Here is a 17,221-nt window from a genome sequence, read left to right as displayed (position 1 = left end):
AAAGACGTGACGGAGAGGGGCGCGGACGGCCGGGGGGTCGGACGGCGCGGGCGCGGACCCGTCATCCTGGGGTCCGGGATTCTGCTGGTCGCCGCGGTCGGCGTGGTCGGAGCCCTGGGGCTGGGCGGGGGCGGCGCGGGCGGTCGGGGGACCGGCGGCCAGGCGGTACGGGTCGCTCGGGGCACGCTGACCGACCAGACCGAGATCGACGGCCGCCTCGGGCACGGGCCTGAAGTTCCGTTCCAGATCAAGACGAGCGGAACGGTGACCTGGCTGCCCGAATCGGACAAGATCGTGCGGCGCGGCGAGACGGTGCTGCGTGTCGACGACCGCCCGGTGGTGCTGCTGTACGGCAGTCTGCCCATGTATCGCGGCCTGGGCATGACGGAAGCCGAAGGTGCGGCCGCCGGAAGCGGCGACAGCGGGGGCGACGGCGGCGCCCCGGGCAGCGAGACCGCTGAGAGCCGTGGCGCAGACGGCCGACGCTCAAATGGTGCCGGCGGTGCCGCAGCCGGTCGGGGCGGCGACGCGCAGCAGCAGCCCGGGCCGCTGCACGGTATGGACGTCAACCAGTTCGAGACCAACCTCAGCGCCCTCGGCTACTCGGGCTTCACCGTGGACGAGACGTACTCCTCGCTGACCGCTGCCGCAGTCAAGCGCTGGCAGAAGGATCTCGGCCTGCCGCAGACCGGCAAGGTCGACGCCGGGGACGTCGTCTACGCACCCGGTCCGGTCCGTATCGCGAGCACCGGTGTGCGGGTCGGGGCCGATGCCGTCGGCAATCCGCTGAGTTACACGAGCACCTCGCGCATGGTCGACGTGGATGCCCCCGCCTCCGACATGAACTGGGCGCGGCGGGGCAGCGAGGTCACGGTGGAGCTCCCCGACGGGCGTTCGGTCAAGGGGAAGGTCACCCGCGTGGGCAAGGACGCGTCCGCGCCCGGTGGCGGGGGCGCGGACGGTTCGGGCGGCACGGACGGAGGCGGGGGCGGCGGCTCCGGCGCGAAGGCGGCCACCGTATCCGTCGTGATCGCCTTCGACGACCAGAGCTCTCTGGGCAGGCTGGAGAGCGGGCCTGTCACGGTCCGCCATGTGGTCACCCAGCACAAGGACGTGCTCACCGTTCCCGTCGCCGCCCTGGTGGCCCTGGCCGAGGGCGGCTACGGACTGGAACTCGCCGAAGGCAGCGAGGGCGGCGATACCGGCCGCTTCGTACCGGTCAAGACCGGTCTGTTCGCCAACGGCCGGGTCGAGGTGAGCGGCCCCCAGGTCCACGAGGGCATGAAGGTGAGGATCCCCAGGTGACCTCGGCAAGACCGTCCCGCCCATCCAGCCCGCTCTCCGGCACACCCGTCGTCGAGTTCGCGGCCGTGTCGAAGACCTACCCCGGCCACGTCACCGCGGTCAGCGAGGTCGACCTCGTCATTACGTACGGAGAACTCGTCGCCGTCGTCGGCCACTCCGGTTCGGGGAAGTCGACCGTGCTCCATCTGATGGGCACCCTCGACCGGCCGTCGAGCGGCCGGGTGGCCGTGGACGGCTACGACATCGCCGGGCTGTCCGACGGTGAAATCTCCGCACTGCGGGCGCAGCGGATCGGCTTTGTGTTCCAGCAGTTCCACCTGGCCGTGGGGGTGCCCGTGCTCGACACCGTCGCCGACGGCCTGCTGTACGCAGGCGTGCCGTTGCGGGAGCGCCGGCGCAAGGCGGCTCAGGCGCTGGCCCGTGTGGGGCTCGACCACCGGATCGGCCACCTCCCCCACCAGCTCTCCGGTGGCGAACGGCAGCGGGCCGCAGTCGCCCGGGCAGTGATCGGCGAGCCGGCCCTTCTGCTCGCCGACGAGCCCACCGGCAACCTCGACTCCGCCTCCGGTGTGGCGGTGCTGGAGCTCCTGTGCGAGCTGCACGCGGCCGGCACCACGGTGGTGGTCATCACGCACGACCGGGAGATGGCCGCGGTGTTCGACCGGCGGGTGGAGATGCGCGACGGCCGGATAGTCGCCGACAGCGGTCTCGTCCTGACCCGCCTGCCCCGTACGGGAGCTGAGCGATGAGCCGCCCGAGGCACGTCACCACGCTGCGCCCCGCCCGGCTGCGCCCCGCCGACATCTTCCGGCTCGGCGGAACCGGTCTGCGTACCCGCCCCCTGCGGGTGTTCCTTTCAGCGCTGGGCATTGCGATCGGTGTCGCCGCGATGGTCGCCGTCGTCGGTATCTCCAGCTCCAGCCGGGCCGAGGTCGACCGCAGACTCGACAAGCTGGGGACCAATCTGTTGCGGGTCGCCCCCGGGCAGACTCCCGATGGCAGGAAGGGCAGCCTCCCCAAGGAGGCGGTGCCCATGATCGGGCGCATCGGACCGGTGCAGCAGGTGGCGGCGGTCGGGCGATCGAGGACGCTGCGGTCTACCGCAATGAGCATGTGCCGGTCGGACGCACCAGCAGTGTTCAGGTGGCCGCGGCCGGGCCGCGGCTCCTGCCCGCGATCGGCGGACACGTCGACAGGGGCAGATGGCTCGAGTCGGCAACCGAGGACTACCCGGCTGTGGTCCTCGGCTCCCGGGCGGCCCGGCGGCTGGACGCGTACACGCCCGGGATGCGCCTGTGGCTGGGCGGGAAGTGGTTCTCCCTGGTCGGTGTGCTCGATCCGGTGCCGCTGGCGCCGGAGATCGACAGCTCGGCGCTGGTCGGCTGGCGGGCCGCTCAGACGTATCTGCGCTTCGACGGTCACCCGTCGAACATCTACATACGCGCCCGGAACAACCAGGTGACGGCCGTGCGCGATGTGCTCGCGGCGACGGCGAATCCGGCCGGGCCGAACGAGGTGATGGTCTCCCGGCCCTCCGATGCGCTGGCCGCACGGGAGGCCACCGAGTCCGCGCTGACCGGGCTGCTGCTGGGCCTCGGCGGGGTCGCGCTGCTGGTGGGCGGGGTCGGCGTGGGCAACACCATGATCATTTCCGTGCTGGAGAGGCGTCCGGAGATCGGTCTGCGCAGGGCGCTGGGCGCCACCGGCGGCCAGATCCGGGGCCAGTTCGTCACCGAGTCGCTGCTGCTGTCCGTGCTGGGCGGGCTCGGCGGCATGGTGCTGGGTACTGTCATCACCGCCGGGTACGCGTATGCCCGGGGCTGGCCGACCGAGGTGCCGATGTGGTCCGCGGCGGCGGGCATCGGCGTCACACTGGTGATCGGGGGGATCGCGGGCCTCTACCCGGCGGTGCGGGCCGGACGTCTCGCCCCCACCGAGGCGCTCGCGGGGGTGTGACGGGCCCGGGCCGGCCGTGCAGCTGCGGCGGCGTCTCCGGCCGTCCGCCCGGTGCCGGTCAGCCTGTGCCCGCCGCGTGCCGATTGGCCGCCTCCGCTCACCCCGCAATACCCCCCGGGCCCGTGGAGAGCACGACGCTGAACGTCGTGCCGACCCCCACCGTGCTCTCCACATCGATCGTCCCCCGGTGGTCGGTCACGATCTGGCGGGCGATGGACAGCCCCAGGCCACTGCCACCCGTGGCGCGGCCCCGTGCCGCGTCCGCGCGCCAGAAGCGGTCGAAGAGGTACGGCAGGTCCTCGGGAGGTATCCCCCTCCCGGTGTCCCGCACCTGAATGATCGCCAGGTTGCCGTGCCGGGCCAGCGCAAGGGTCACGACGCCACCCGGTGCCGTGACCCTTACCGCGTTCACGACCAGGTTGCCGACGACCTGGCGCAGCCGGTCGGCGTCGGCGAACACACGTACCGACTGCGGTACATCGAGTTCCAACACGACGCCGGACGTCTCGGCCCGGGCGCGATGGGCGGTGCGGCAGGTCTCCAGCACTTCGCCCAGATCCACATCGGCGCGGTGGTAGGTGAGCGTACCTGCCTCGGCCAGGGCCAGATCCTGCAGATCGTCCACGATCCGCTGCTGCAGCATCGCCTCCTCGTGGAGGGATTCCAGCAGTTCGGGGGTCGGCTCGACGTAGCCGTCCTGCAGCGCCTCCAGATAGCCGCGCAGATTGGCCAGCGGGGTGCGCAGCTCATGTGCGATGTCGCCGGTGAGGCGGCGCTGGCGGTCCTCGCCCGCCTGGATGGAGTCGGCCATCCGGTTGAAGGCACCACCGAGTTCGGCGATCTCGTCCCGGCCGGAGACGACGACCCTCCGCCCCAGGTCGCCTTCTTCCAGCCCCCGCGCCGCCATGGTCAGGGCCCGGATCGGGCGCAGTACGGCCCTGGACAGGAGCAGGGCGCCGAGTACGGCCGCGAGAAAGACGCCCGACGCGACGGCAATCGTGGGTGCGGCGGCCAGGGTGGGTGGGGATTCGTCCTCGGCCCCGAGACGGACCTGGAGTCGGGGTGGCGCAGCGGCCGCGATCTGCTCGTTGAAGGCTCGCTGGAGACAGGCGGCGAGCCGCGGATCGGACTCGCACGTCTGCACCGCTTCGTGATCCTGGGTGATCCGAGGATCCGAGTCGGCTGACGGCTCCCTGCACTGAGAGGACCGGCGCTCCGTGCTGATCACGGGGATGCCGATACCGTTGGGCCGGGCCGTCACCGCGACCCCCGCACGTGTCAGGCATGCGGCGTACGTCGCGGCAGCCCGGTACTCGGCGATCGCGGTCACTGTGAGCTTGGCCGAGACCCGCGGCACTTTCTCCGTGGGCAACCGCAGGGTGGGGCGCGGATCGACCAGGACCGGGGGCCGACTGCCGGCCGTGCGGGGTTCGCGACCCGCAAGGGCGTCGGAGTCGACGACCAGAACATCGGCCTCCGTGGCGACGCGGATGCGCTGGCCGGTGTCCTTCGCCAGCGCGCCCACCGTCGGCGAGACGCCGTCCCAAGTGCCGTGCGCGAAGCCGTACGCGTACAGTTCGCCGGTGATCCGGGAGACCTCCTGCTGCCCGGCGGCGACGGAATCGCGGACCTGGAGGTTCGCCTGCCGCAAAGTCAGCCAGGCAGTCGCCGCCGTGGCGGCCATCGCAACAAGCATCAGCAGGCCGAGCACCCGCAGTCTGAAGCTCACTGCCCCGCACCGGGCCCGTTCGCCAATCGGTATCCCCGGCCGTAGACGGTCTCCACGTACCTCCGGTCCGCTCGCCCCCGCTCCAGCTTCCGTCGCAGGTTCATCACGTGGGCATCGACGGTGCGTTCCAGTACGTTCTGGTCGAACCCGAAGACCTGGTCGATGATCTGTGCCCGGGTGAAGGCCCGTCCGGGCTCCCCCGCGAGCACGGTCAGGATGGCGAACTCCTTGCCGGTCAACACCACCGGCGCCCCGGCCACCCGTACCTCGAAACGGGCGGTGTCGATCTCCAGGTCGCCGACCGTCAGCACCGCTGGACCGGTACGCCCGGCCGCCTTCGACCGGCGCAGCAGCGCCCTGACCCGAGCTGTCAGCTCCCTGGGGCTGTACGGCTTGGCCATGTAGTCGTCGGCCCCCAGGTCCAGCCCCAGAAGCATGTCCTCCTCCGTGGTGCGTGCCGTGAGCAGCAGGATGGGGACCTGGGATTCGGCGCGCAGGATCCGGCATACGTCGAGGCCGTCGACGTTCGGCATCATCACATCGAGCACGATGAGGTCGGCCCGGGAGGACCTTGCCCGGTCGATCGCCGAGCGGCCGTCGGCGACGATCTGGACCTCGTTCCCCTCACGCTCCAGATAGATGCCTATCAACCGCGCCTGCTTCACGTCGTCCTCGGCAACCAGTATGCGTGCGCTCAACGAGACTCCTCGTCCGGGCTCCGTCGTGACAGGGGTACCAGTATCCGTATGAGCCGCTGACGCGGAGCCGGACTCCGGAAGCAGAAACCGGATCACTCAAGGTGACTGATGGCCCGCCATACAGCAGCCCTCGTCGGCCCGTTCAGGCGTCGGCGACCGGCCACGCGGGGCCGGCTCCCGCACCACAGGGGCCGTAGCGCAGGACCTCGCCGCCGCCCGAACACGCAGGCCCCACAAGGAGATTCAGGTATCCCGAGAGGTTTATCTACGCGCGGAGCTATCGCGGCCGAACGATCATTCGGGCATATCAGACCAGTTCTCACCCAGCTATTACCGGCGAGTACCAACAGCTGCTAGAAACGTGGCGCTCCAACACCCCCCACCCACCCCCCACACTTCGGAGGGCTGACAGCCATGTCAGTACGGAGATTCTGGGCGTCCGCATCCACTCTGGTCCTCGCCGCCGTGGCCGCTCTGGGCGTCGCCCAGCCGGCCTCGGCATCCTCGGCCGCCGCCGGCGGGTACGTCGCGCTCGGCGACTCGTACTCGTCCGGCGTCGGCGCGGGGAGCTATCTCTCCGACAGCGGCGACTGCCGCCGCAGCACCAACGCCTACCCCTACCTCTGGGCAGCTGCGAACTCACCTTCCTCTTTCGCCTTCGTCGCCTGTTCGGGCGCCACGACGAGTTCGGTGGCCGGCGGCCAGCTGGGCGCACTGAGCTCGTCCACCGGCCTGGTCAGCGTCACGGCCGGCGGCAACGACGTCGGCTTCGCCGATGTCATGCAGGACTGCGTGCTGTCCGGCGAGGCCACCTGCCTGAGCAGCGTGAGCTCGGCCGTTTCACAGATGCAGAACTCACTTCCGTCCGGCCTGAGTTCGCTCTACGGCTCCATCCGGTCACGGGCCCCGCAGGCACATGTCGTGGTGCTGGGATACCCGCGCTTCTACCAGCTGAGCGGCAGCTGTGTCGCCGGGCTCTCGGAGAAGGAGCGGGCGGCCATCAACAACGCGTCCGACGTCCTGAACGGTGTCATCGCCAATCAGGCGGCCGACGCCGGGTTCACGTTCTCCAGCGTGGTGGACGAGTTCACGGGGCATGAGCTGTGCTCCGGTGCCGCATGGCTCAACAGTGTGACGCTCCCCGTCTACAACTCGTACCACCCCAAGGCCGCCGGGCAGTCGGGCGGCTATCTTCCGGCCTTCCGCTCGGCCGCGTAGGACGCGGACGACGGAGGTACAGAAGCGCGGCGGGCCGCCGGGGGTGTTCCGGCCACCCACCGCGCTTCTGTTGCGTTCAGGCACGGGCATATTGCCTCAGACGCAGGCGACGTTGCTTCACGCGCGGGCGTCTCGCTTCAGGCGCGGGCAGCGGCGTCCCGCCGATGCAGGGCGAGGGCGGTCGCAGCGGCGACTACGGCGGTGGCTGCGGCCGCCCACCAGCCGTGCCGGAATGCGTCGAGCGCCTCGGCCGGTCCGTCAGGGGCGCCGAGCAGCGTGACCATCAGGGCGACACCCAGCACCGAACCCGTCTGGCAGGCCATTGTGGCGACCGCTGATCCGGTGGCGGAACGAGTGGGCGGGAGAGCCGCAGCGGCCGCGCCCACCAAGGTGGGGAGGGCGAAGCCGACGCCGATGCCGGTGATCACCATGCCGGGGAGGAAACCGCTCGCGTAGTGCGGAGCCGTATCGAGTGCGACGGCCCACCAGGCCAGCCCGACAGCGAACAGCAGGCAGCCGAGTGCGGCGGTGCGGCCCGCTCCGACGCGCCTGACGACCGGACCCGAGAGAACGGCGAGCGCGGGTACGACCAACGGCCCCGGGGCGATGGCGAGTCCGGTACGGATCGCCGAGTATCCCCACACCTGCTGGCACCGGAGCACCGACGTCAGCAGCATCGCCGCGAACGCGACGGTGAAGAGCAGAGCTGCGAGAGTGGCCGCCGCGAAGGCCCGGGTACGCAGCATCGGCAGTTCGACGACCGGGGCCGGGTGCCGGGCGGAGCGCAGCCAGAAGCCCGCGGCGAGGACGGCAGTCGCGACCAGAGGGCCGAGGACACCCGGCGAACTCCAGCCCCAGGCATCGGTCTTGACCAGGGCGAGCGCCGGTGCGCCGGGGTGGTCGAGCGGCGGCCCTACAACGAACGGCCGCCGCGCTACGAGTACCACCTGACCGAGTCCGGTCGTGATCTCGCGCCGGTGATCCGGGCCCTGCTGGACTGGGGCGACCGGTGGGTGCTGGAGGAGCAGCCGGTGGTCATGATCCATGAACCGGCGGCGGAGGCCGGTCGCGAGGACTCGCACGCGCACGATCTCGATGCGGCGTGGATCTGCCGCACGTGCGGCGAAGAGGTCGTGATGAACACGCTGACGGTCGATGTCCGCGCCCCGGGGCGGGACTGCGCGGGGCACAAGGAATCAAGCCCGTCCGGCAATTGAGGGCGAGGGAGTCGAAAGCAGGGGTCAGGCAAGGGCAAGGAAGAAGGCAGAGGCGAGAGGGCGACCGGAGCACCCGCGGCCCGGCTGACGCCCACCGCCGCCACGGCCTTCGGTCAGGAGCCGGCCGGGCGCGACGCCTTGACCGAGTACATCAGCGGGATGCGCGGACGCTCGGCGGGGAAGCGGTAGAAGCCGTCGCCGTGCCGCTCCAGCGCCGAGAAGCGGGCGAAGAGCGAGACGTCGTGCTCGTGCAGGAACTCGATCCGCAGCCCGGCGGCGGCCAGCGCCGACACCACGTCGCCGATCGGGTGCTGCCATTCGACGCTGCGGTTGTGGACGGTCGGTGCGTCGAAGTCCGCGTAAGTGCCCGGCGTCTCGTCCACCCATGCGTCCCGGCTGAAGTAGTCGTGGACGACCTTCGCGCCGGTCGAGTCGTCGAGGCAGTCCGTGAGCGGATGGAACTCCGCGAGGTAGAGGAAGCCGCCGGGCGCCACGAGCGATGCGGCGGTCTCGGCCCAGCGCCGGGTGTCGGGCAGCCAGTTCAGCGCGCCGACGCCGGTGTAGACGATGTCGTACGACGAGTCCGGGACGGCCTGCGCGGCGTCATGGACATCGGCGGCGACGAACGCTGCCCGGTCCTGGGTGAACCCCAGCTCGCGGGCCAGCCCGCGCGCGGTCTCCACGGCCGGTTCGGAGAAGTCCAGACCGACGACGTGTGCGGCGCCGTGCCGGGCCCAGGAGAGGGTGTCGACCCCGATGTGGCACTGCAGATGCAGCAGCGACTTGCCCGTGACGTCCCCGACCTCGGCGAGTTCGAAGTCGCGCAGGGCGTCCTTGCCGGCGCGGAAGGAATCCAGGTCGTAGAAGTCGCTCCCGGCGTGGATGGGGACCCGCTCGTCCCAGTGCGCGCGGTTGGCCTCGCGCCAGTCGGCAGGGCTCGGTGCATTCATGCCCGGGAGGTTATCCACAGGCTGCGGGCGACGCGAACGAATTGTTGGCGTTCCGGCGCAGAATGGGGGACATGACTGAGATCACTGGCTCGACGGCCCCCACCGCATTGGCGACCGGTTCCGCTCCGGCGACCGCTTCCGTCCCGGAGTGGGAGCAGCGTTTCCGGGCGCCTCGGGTGTCGTTGCCCGACTGGGCGGAAGATGCGCCGGACCGCGCGCTGTTCGTCTCCAATGCCACGGGGACGTACGAGCTGTATGCATGGGACCGCGCGACCGGCAAGCAGCGTCAGGTGACCGACCGGCCGAACGGGACGACTGACGGCGTGGTGACACCGGACGGCGAGTCGATCTGGTGGTTCAGCGACACCGACGGGGACGAGTTCGGGGTGTGGATGCGCCAGCCGTTCCACGGCGGCGAGGGCGAGGAGGCGGTGGACGAGCCGGCGGCACCCGGTCTCGGTGCCTCGTACCCGGCCGGGCTCGCGATCGGGCGTGACGGTACGGCGGTGGTCGGCCGTTCGACCGACGAGGACGGGACGACGATCCATGTCGTACGGCCCGGGGCCGCGCCCGTCGAGATCTACCGCCACCGCGAGTCGGCGGGCGTCGGTGACCTGTCGTACGACGGGACGCTGATCGCCCTGGAGCACACCGAGCACGGCGATGCGATGCACTCCGCGCTGCGCGTGGTGCGGCCCGACGGGTCGACGGTCGCCGAGCTGGACGACACCGAGGGCGGTACGAAGGAGCTGGGCCTGTCCGTGCTGGGCTTCGCCCCCGTCGCCGGGGACACGAGGCTGCTGGTCGGGCATCAGCGGCGGGGCCACTGGGAGCCGATGATCTGGGATCCGATGACGGGCACGGAGACGGACCTCGCGATCGACCTGCCCGGTGATGTGGGCGCCGAGTGGTATCCGGACGCCTCCGCGCTGCTGATCGTGCACGGCTTCGAGGCCCGCAGCGACCTGTGGCGGTACGAGCCGGGGGCGGGCGGCGCTCCCGTCCGGGTGGACACCCCCGCGGGTTCGGTGTCGGGAGCGACGGCCCGGCCCGACGGCACGGTGGAGTACCAGTGGTCGTCGGCCGCGCAGCCGCCCGTCATCCGGTCCACCTCGGGTGCGGTGGTGCTCGATCCGCCCGGCTTGGAGGCTCCGGCGTCCGTGCCGGTGGAGGACGTGTGGGTGGACGGGCCCGGGGGCCGCGTCCACGCTCTCGTGCAGCGGCCCGCCGCCCCGGCAAAGGGCCCGTTTCCCACCGTCTTCGAGATCCACGGCGGCCCGACCTGGCACGACAGCGACGCCTTCGCCTCCGGCCCCGCCGCCTGGGTGGACCACGGCTACGCGGTCGTCCGGGTCAACTACCGCGGCTCCACCGGATACGGCCGCGCCTGGACGGACGCGCTCAAGCACCGGGTCGGTCTGATCGAGCTGGAGGACATCGCCGCGGTACGGGAGTGGGCGGTGAAGTCCGGGCTCGCGGACCCGGCGAAGCTGGTCCTGGCGGGTGGCTCCTGGGGCGGCTATCTGACCCTGCTCGGCCTCGGTACGCAGCCGGACGACTGGGCCCTGGGCCTGGCGGCGGTCCCGGTCGCCGACTACGTCACGGCGTATCACGACGAGATGGAGGACCTGAAGGCGATGGACCGCACACTGCTGGGCGGCACGCCGGAGGAGGTTCCCGAGCGCTTCGAGGCCTCGTCCCCGCTGACGTACGTCGACGCCGTACGGGCGCCGGTCTACATCTCGGCGGGCGTCAACGACCCGCGCTGCCCGATCCGCCAGGTCGAGAATTACGTGGACCGGCTGAAGGGCCGTGACGCGGTGCACGAGGTCTACCGGTACGACGCGGGACACGGTTCGCTCGTCGTGGAGGAGCGGATCAAACAGTTCCGGCTGGAACTCGACTTCGCCCAGCGCCACCTGGCCACGGGTAGCGCCCCCGCCTCTTCGAGCCTGTCCGGCGAATAGGAGCGTCTGCCCCCTCCTGCACGAATCCCGCGCGAAACCACCGCCACCGGCTGTCGTGAGCCTTTCCGGCGATCGAGGACGGAACCGCCGACCCCGTCGGCACCGCGGGCGCGCCCCACCCGGCACCCCGCTCCGGGCGACCGGAGCGGGGACCGTACCGTGGAGGGGTGTACCGGTTCCTGCTGACCCCGCGATGGTGGGGGATCAACCTCTTCGTCGTGCTGGCCATCCCGTTCTGCATCTTCATGGGCACTTGGCAGCTCGGCCGCTTCGAGGATCGCGTGCAGACGCACGCCGCCGCCGAGAAGCAGCCCGCCCCGGGCACGAGGGCCGCCAAGCCGATCGACGACCTCCTGCCCGTCGACACGGTGACCTCGGGCCGCCCCGCCACCGCCACCGGCCGGTACGCCGACCAGTTCCTGGTACCCGGCAGGGAGTTGGACGACAAGAGCGGCTTCTATGTCCTGAACATGCTCCGCACGGACAGCGGCAAGGCCCTGCCGGTGGTACGCGGCTGGCTGCCCGGCAAGCCCGGCCACACCGCCGTGCCCGCCGCACCGACGGGCGAGGTCACGGTGACCGGCGACCTCCAGGCGTCCGAGAACGCCGGCACCGCGGGCGTCGACACGGCGGGTGGGCTCCCGGACGGTCAGCTCGGCATGATCAGCGCCGCGTCCCTGGTCAACCTCGTCCCGTACGACGTCTACGACGCGTGGGTGACGCTCCAGGACACCGGTTCCAGCGGCGCGCTGCGTCCCGTACCGGCCGCCGTACCGCAGGGCACCGGGCTCGATCTGAAGGCCTTCCAGAACCTCGGCTACACCGGCGAGTGGTTCGTCTTCGCCGGGTTCGTGCTCTTCATGTGGTTCCGGCTGGTCCGCCGCGAGGCCGAAGCAGCGCGGGACCTGAAGCTGGGCCTCGTCGACGGCACGGATGCGAATGCGGACACGAATGCAGATGCGGATGCGGGCGCGAACACCGGCCCCACCGATCCCGCCGACTCCAACGTGAGCGCCGGCACGGCCTGAGACAGACATATGTGAGGGGGCCTGCCGAATCGACCGGCGGGCCCCCTCACGTATGCGTCGTACGCCGCCGCCCCTGCGTCACATCGCGGGGGCCAGCACCCCGGTCCGGTAGATCGTGCCCGCGCAGGCGTTGGCGATCTTCGTCTCCGCTACCGGCGACCCCGCCTCCGGCGTGTGCGTCACGGCGACGCTGCCGTCCGGCGCCCCGCCGCCGTCCTCGCTGCCGAGCTGCGCAGCCGTATCCGAAATCCCGTCAGTGGTACTCGTACCGGTACCGGCGGCAGCGGCGCCGCCCGCGCCGCCCACGCCGTCCGTGCCGCCCGTCGGTGTCGGGCTCGGTGAACCTCCGGAGATCGGACATGTGTCCTTCGGCACCCAGGCGAACTTCACCTCGTACGCCATGGATGGTTTCAGCAGCACCGTCCCCTGCTCCTGCGAGGGGTCGGGCAGTCCGGCCGCCGCGTCACCCGCGGTGTGCTGGACGACCGTGATCTGGGCCGGGTCGGCCGCGCCCATCGCCTGGAAGCCCACGCTGCCGCTGCCGGCCACCGAACAGTCCGTGCCGGAGACATTGGCGATCCGGAACGTGCCGTACACCGTGCCGTCTGCACCCGCCGCGCCCGTCTCGGCCGAGGCGACACCGAGCTGCCCCGGATCGCAGGTCGGCACGGAGGCCGCCGCGGAGTTGGCCGGGTCGGCGCCCCCGCCGACCCGGTTGCCGTCGGCGCCCTGGCCACGGCTGTCGGACGGGCTGCTCGTGCTCTCCGGCTGGTTCCGGCCGCCGTCGCCCTGCCCGTCGGTGCTGCCGCCGCTGTTCTTCCCGCCGGTTCCCGAGCCGTTGTCGGTGCCGCTGCCGCCCTGCGCCTGCTCGCCGTGTCCGGCTATCGCTGGGTTGGCGGTGCTCGAACCGTCGGAGTTCGCGACATGGACAAAGGCGGGGACCGCGGTACCGATGAGCAGCGCCGCTGCCGCCATACCGACGACGGCCTGCCGCCGCCTGGCGCGCCGGGCGGGCACCGCGCGGTACAGATGGTCGAGGGTGCCGTCGCGGGGTTCGATGTGCTGGACAGCCCCGCGCAGCATGCTGCGCAGCACGACCTCGTCCACGTCCGGGCCGCCACCGCCCCCCGAACCGGAACCCGCGCCCGGGCCCTCGCCGAAGAGGCTGCTCAGCCCCCCGAGCTCGGCCGTCTCAGCGGCTGCGTCGCCCTCACAGGGGCCGCCCGCACCTCCCACGGACGCGAGTTCCCGATCCGCGAGATCCCGATCCGCGAGGTCCCGATCCGCGTGATCCGTATCCGTATCCGTATCCGGGTTCGCGTCCGACTTCACGTCCGGGTTCACATGCGAGGCGCTCTCCGGCCCGTCGTTCACAGTTCCGTTTCCAGTCCGGTCAATCCAATGCTCACGCTCGTGGCTGTTCTCGTTCCTGCGGTAGTGCCGGCTCATCCCTGCGCCTCCATCACGACGCGCAGCGCCGCGATCCCACGGGAGCCGTAGGCCTTGACCGAGCCCAGGGATATGCCCAGCGTCTCGGCCACCTGGGCCTCCGTCATGTCCGCGAAGTAACGCAGCACCAGCACCTCCCGCTGGCGCCGTTGCAGCCCCCGCATCGCTTTGATCAGCGCGTCCCGCTCCAGCTGGTCGTACGCGCCCTCTTCCGCGCTCGCCATGTCCGGCATGGGTTTGGAGAGCAGCTTCAGCCCGAGGATGCGGCGGCGCAGCGCGGAGCGCGACAGGTTGACGACGGTCTGACGCAGATACGCGAGTGTCTTCTCGGGGTCCCGTACCCGGCTGCGCGCCGAGTGCACGCGGATGAACGCCTCCTGCACGACGTCCTCGCATGAAGCGGTGTCGTCCAGGAGCAGAGCCGCGAGGCCCAGCAGCGAACGGTAGTGGGCCCGATAGGTCTCGGTGAGATGGTCGACCGTGGTTCCGGCCGCCACGCTCACCTCAGCGCCCTCGCGCTGCGACGGCAGCCGTGCGGGACGTGCAGCGGGCATGGGCGCAATCACCGGCATACCGCCGGGTGCGCGGGGCCGTCTGAGCGGACGCACCGAAGCGCCGCGCAAGGGGCCCACCACTGTGATATCGAGAACCTCTGCCACGCCAGTTGGACACGCTTCCCCCCGTCAGGGTTGTACGCGCGCGGCACCGCGTTCGTCGCAGTGCGACATGCCCTCATACGTACCTGCTCTTCCCCAAATGCCCCGACTGTGCGCCCCGCCGCGCAAGAAGTGACCGCAAAGACGCGTACTCTCCGGCCGACGGTTGCACCAGGCCGGAAAGGTCATCGTCGGTTACCCGACACCCCAGCTCAAGAGGTTCAGACCTTCAACTTGCTCACAGGGGATTCACAGAAAGTGCAAAACAGGTTCGAATCAGACCCGGGGAAATTCGGCAGCCACCGATTCGGCGATCTGCGCCACGTTCAACGCCGCTCCCTTGCGGAGATTGTCGCCGCAGACGAACAGTTCCAGGCTCCGGGGATCGTCCAGAGACCTGCGCACCCGTCCGACCCAGGTCGGATCGGTGCCGACGACATCGGAGGGCGTCGGGAAGTCCCCCGCCGCCGGGTTGTCGTACAGCACCACGGCCGGTGCCGTCGCCAGGATCTCGTGGGCCCGGTCGACCGCGATCTCGTTCTCGAACCGTGCGTGCACGGACATCGAGTGCGTCGCGATGACGGGTACGTAGACACAGGTCGCCGCCACCCGCAGGCTCGGCAGGTCCAGGACCTTGCGGCATTCCTCGCGGATCGCCAGCTCCTCCGACGACCAGCCGTCCCCGGCCTCGGTCCCGGCCCAGGGCACCACATTGAGGGCCACCGGCGCGGCAAAGGGGCTGCCTTCCGTGTCTCCCAGGGCCCGTCGTACGTCCCCGGGCTTCGTACCCAGTTCCGTACCGGCCACCATCGACAGCTGTTCGCGCAGCGCCGCGACACCGTCCCGGCCCGCCCCGCTCACCGCCTGGTACGACGAGACGACCAGTTCCCGTACCCCGTATTCGGCATGGAGCGCGCCGACCGCGACGATCAGCGAGAGTGTCGTGCAGTTCGGGCTCGCGACGATGCCGCGCGGCCTGATCCGCGCGGCATGCGGATTGATCTCGGGCACGACCAGCGGAACGTCCGGGTCCAGCCGGAACGCGGCGGAGTCGTCGATGACGACCGTGCCCTTGGCGGCAGCGATCGGCGCCCACTGCGCGGAAACGGCGTCGGGCACCAGGAACAGCGCCACGTCGACGTCGTCGAAGACTTCCTCGGCGAGTTCGAGGACTTCGCTCTCCTCGCCGCGCACGATCAGCTTGCGGCCGGCCGAACGCGGCGAGGCGATCAGCTTCACCTCGCCCCAGACATCCGCGTGCTGCGAAAGGATCTGGAGCATGACGCCGCCGATCACCCCGGTCGCTCCGACGACCGCGAGCGAAGGACGGCGGGCGGTCATCGGCCGGTGCCCCCGTAGACGACGGCCTCGTCGGAATCGCTGTCGAGACCGAAGGCGGTGTGCACGGCACGCACGGCCTCGTTGACGTCGTCGGCGCGGGTGACCACCGAGATGCGGATCTCGGATGTCGAGATGAGCTCGATGTTCACACCGGCGTCCGACAGCGCCTCGAAGAAGCCCGCCGTAACACCCGGGTTGGTCTTCATACCGGCGCCGACCAGGGAGATCTTCGCGATCTGGTCGTCGTAGCGCAGCGACTCGAAGCCGATGGTGCCGCGGTTGCGCTCCAGGGCGTCGATGGCCTTGCGGCCCTCGGACTTCGGCAGCGTGAACGAGATGTCGGTCAGACCGGTCGACGCGGCGGAGACGTTCTGCACCACCATGTCGATATTGATTTCCGCGTTCGCGATGGTGCGGAAGATCGCGGCGGCCTCACCCGGCTTGTCGGGCACGCCGACGACGGTGATCTTGGCCTCGGAGACGTCATGGGCGACTCCGGAGATGATCGCGTGCTCCACCTTCTGGTCCCCTTGCGGCTCGTTGCTGACCCAGGTTCCGCGCAGTCCGGAGAAGGACGAGCGGACGTGGATCGGGATGTTGTAGCGGCGTGCGTACTCCACGCACCGGTGCAGCAGCACCTTGGAGCCGGACGCGGCCAGCTCCAGCATGTCCTCGAAGGAGATCCAGTCGATCTTCCGGGCCTTCTTCACGACCCGCGGGTCGGCGGTGAAGACACCGTCCACATCGGTGTAGATCTCACAGACCTCGGCATCCAGCGCGGCCGCGAGCGCGACCGCAGTGGTGTCGGACCCGCCGCGACCGAGGGTGGTGATGTCCTTCTTGTCCTGGGACACGCCCTGGAACCCCGCGACGATCGCGATGTTCCCCTCGTCCAGCGCCGTACGGATACGGCCCGGCGTCACATCGATGATGCGCGCTTTGTTGTGGACCGAGTCGGTGATGACGCCTGCCTGGCTACCTGTGAACGACTGGGCCTCGTGGCCCAGGTTTTTGATCGCCATCGCCAGCAGGGCCATGGAGATCCGCTCTCCGGCGGTCAGCAGCATGTCGAACTCACGCCCGGCAGGTATCGGGGATACCTGCTCGGCGAGATCGATCAACTCGTCCGTCGTGTCGCCCATCGCCGACACCACGACAACCACCTGGTTGCCGTTCTTCTTGGCATCGACGATTCGCTTGGCGACGCGCTTGATGCCCTCGGCATCGGCTACGGAGGAGCCTCCGTACTTCTGCACGACAAGGCCCACGTGCGCTCCTCGCTCAGTCCATTACTGCGGTCGACTCAGTTTAACGAGCAGTCCGGAAACGCCCCGCCGATACCACATGGTGAGATGTCCCGCTCAGCACGTGATCATCGGTGTGTCGCCCCGAACTGCTCGTACGGGGCTGCTGCCCGCCGATCGGGCCCTTACTCCCGTATGTGGCCCGGCCCACACGCGCCGCGAGCCGAGTCCACGATTCATGGCCCACCCACCTCTAGCGTGAACCGGAACCCCGCGGTCCGCTCTTCGGAGGCCCCCGCCATGCGTAAGCCGCTCCGCGTGCTCCCCGTACTCCTGGTCCTGTCCGCCGTCCCCCTGGCCGCCGCCCCCGCCCACGCGGACCGACATCGTCGGCTACCTGGACCCGGGCACCCCGGTGAACGGCACCTGCCAGGGCGCGGACGAACTGTGGCGCGTGTCGCGC

Annotated in this window: 15 protein-coding genes and 1 pseudogene; 8 read left to right on the top strand and 8 right to left on the bottom strand. The window is 70.5% G+C overall.

What is annotated here, in order from left to right; translation table 11 throughout:
• The first annotated feature begins 6 nt into the window (after positions 1 to 6).
• The 4 genes and pseudogenes from OG953_RS23520 (at position 7) to OG953_RS23505 (ending at position 3,261) form a co-directional block, all read left to right on the top strand.
• The gene (locus tag OG953_RS23520; RefSeq protein WP_405686647.1) at positions 7 to 1,305 is read left to right on the top strand and encodes a peptidoglycan-binding protein; all 1,299 of its coding nucleotides are present in this window, start codon (positions 7 to 9) and stop codon (positions 1,303 to 1,305) included.
• Complete coding sequence (locus tag OG953_RS23515; protein ID WP_405686646.1) at positions 1,302 to 2,054, top strand: ABC transporter ATP-binding protein; 753 nt, start codon at positions 1,302 to 1,304, stop codon at positions 2,052 to 2,054. The genes OG953_RS23520 and OG953_RS23515 overlap by 4 nt, the downstream gene beginning before the upstream one ends.
• Positions 2,051 to 2,410: pseudogene (locus OG953_RS23510) on the top strand (ABC transporter permease); the annotation flags it as partial. The gene OG953_RS23515 and the pseudogene OG953_RS23510, both read left to right, overlap by 4 nt.
• A gap of 8 nt (positions 2,411 to 2,418) precedes the next feature.
• A complete protein-coding gene (locus OG953_RS23505) occupies positions 2,419 to 3,261 on the top strand; it encodes an ABC transporter permease (RefSeq protein ID WP_405686645.1) in 843 nt (280 codons plus the stop codon).
• A 97-nt stretch (positions 3,262 to 3,358) separates the two neighbouring features.
• On the opposite strand, the gene OG953_RS23500 is transcribed toward OG953_RS23505, so the two are convergent.
• A complete protein-coding gene (locus OG953_RS23500) occupies positions 3,359 to 4,990 on the bottom strand; it encodes a sensor histidine kinase (RefSeq protein ID WP_405686644.1) in 1,632 nt (543 codons plus the stop codon).
• Entirely contained in the window at positions 4,987 to 5,688 is a 702-nt protein-coding gene (locus OG953_RS23495) for a response regulator transcription factor (RefSeq protein WP_405686643.1), read from the bottom strand. Before OG953_RS23495 ends, OG953_RS23500 begins: the two co-directional genes overlap by 4 nt.
• Before the next feature lie 414 nt (positions 5,689 to 6,102).
• Here OG953_RS23495 and OG953_RS23490 point away from each other — a divergent pair, with 414 nt between their 5' ends.
• Positions 6,103 to 6,906, top strand: coding sequence for an SGNH/GDSL hydrolase family protein (locus OG953_RS23490; RefSeq protein ID WP_405686642.1), 804 nt, complete (start codon positions 6,103 to 6,105; stop codon positions 6,904 to 6,906).
• 137 nt (positions 6,907 to 7,043) lie between these two features.
• Here the strand turns inward: OG953_RS23490 and OG953_RS23485 are convergent, their stop codons facing one another.
• Positions 7,044 to 7,952 carry an MFS transporter gene (locus OG953_RS23485; RefSeq protein WP_405686640.1) on the bottom strand — a complete coding sequence of 303 codons (909 nt, stop codon included), beginning with the start codon at positions 7,950 to 7,952 and terminating at the stop codon, positions 7,044 to 7,046.
• On the opposite strand from OG953_RS23485, the gene OG953_RS23480 reads away from it, so the two are divergent.
• Positions 7,854 to 8,123 carry a hypothetical protein gene (locus tag OG953_RS23480; RefSeq protein WP_405692012.1) on the top strand — a complete coding sequence of 90 codons (270 nt, stop codon included), beginning with the start codon at positions 7,854 to 7,856 and terminating at the stop codon, positions 8,121 to 8,123. The two genes, OG953_RS23485 and OG953_RS23480, sit on opposite strands and share 99 nt — an antisense overlap.
• A 113-nt stretch (positions 8,124 to 8,236) precedes the next feature.
• On the opposite strand, the gene OG953_RS23475 is transcribed toward OG953_RS23480, so the two are convergent.
• Positions 8,237 to 9,073: a class I SAM-dependent methyltransferase gene (locus OG953_RS23475; RefSeq protein ID WP_405686639.1), complete on the bottom strand. Its 837-nt coding sequence runs from the start codon at positions 9,071 to 9,073 to the stop codon at positions 8,237 to 8,239.
• 71 nt (positions 9,074 to 9,144) lie between these two features.
• Here OG953_RS23475 and OG953_RS23470 point away from each other — a divergent pair, with 71 nt between their 5' ends.
• Both OG953_RS23470 and OG953_RS23465 read left to right on the top strand, forming a co-directional pair.
• Positions 9,145 to 11,040, top strand: a complete 1,896-nt coding sequence (locus OG953_RS23470) for a S9 family peptidase (RefSeq protein WP_405686638.1) — start codon at positions 9,145 to 9,147, stop codon at positions 11,038 to 11,040.
• A gap of 167 nt (positions 11,041 to 11,207) precedes the next feature.
• Positions 11,208 to 12,068, top strand: a complete 861-nt coding sequence (locus OG953_RS23465) for an SURF1 family protein (protein ID WP_405686637.1) — start codon at positions 11,208 to 11,210, stop codon at positions 12,066 to 12,068.
• A gap of 78 nt (positions 12,069 to 12,146) precedes the next feature.
• Here OG953_RS23465 and OG953_RS23460 read toward each other — a convergent pair whose 3' ends face one another.
• From OG953_RS23460 to OG953_RS23445, 4 genes are all read right to left on the bottom strand, one after another.
• Complete coding sequence (locus tag OG953_RS23460; protein ID WP_405686636.1) at positions 12,147 to 13,442, bottom strand: hypothetical protein; 1,296 nt, start codon at positions 13,440 to 13,442, stop codon at positions 12,147 to 12,149.
• A 71-nt stretch (positions 13,443 to 13,513) separates the two neighbouring features.
• Positions 13,514 to 14,089 carry a SigE family RNA polymerase sigma factor gene (locus OG953_RS23455; RefSeq protein ID WP_405686635.1) on the bottom strand — a complete coding sequence of 192 codons (576 nt, stop codon included), beginning with the start codon at positions 14,087 to 14,089 and terminating at the stop codon, positions 13,514 to 13,516.
• A gap of 360 nt (positions 14,090 to 14,449) precedes the next feature.
• The gene (locus OG953_RS23450) at positions 14,450 to 15,514 is read right to left on the bottom strand and encodes an aspartate-semialdehyde dehydrogenase (protein ID WP_405686634.1); all 1,065 of its coding nucleotides are present in this window, start codon (positions 15,512 to 15,514) and stop codon (positions 14,450 to 14,452) included.
• Positions 15,511 to 16,782, bottom strand: a complete 1,272-nt coding sequence (locus tag OG953_RS23445; RefSeq protein WP_405686632.1) for an aspartate kinase — start codon at positions 16,780 to 16,782, stop codon at positions 15,511 to 15,513. The genes OG953_RS23450 and OG953_RS23445 overlap by 4 nt, the downstream gene beginning before the upstream one ends.
• Positions 16,783 to 17,221: the final 439 nt, after the last annotated feature.

The organism is Streptomyces sp. NBC_00057 (assembly GCF_045041165.1).
GTDB lineage: Bacteria > Actinomycetota > Actinomycetes > Streptomycetales > Streptomycetaceae > Streptomyces.
This window is presented reverse-complemented; position numbering and strand designations above follow the sequence as displayed.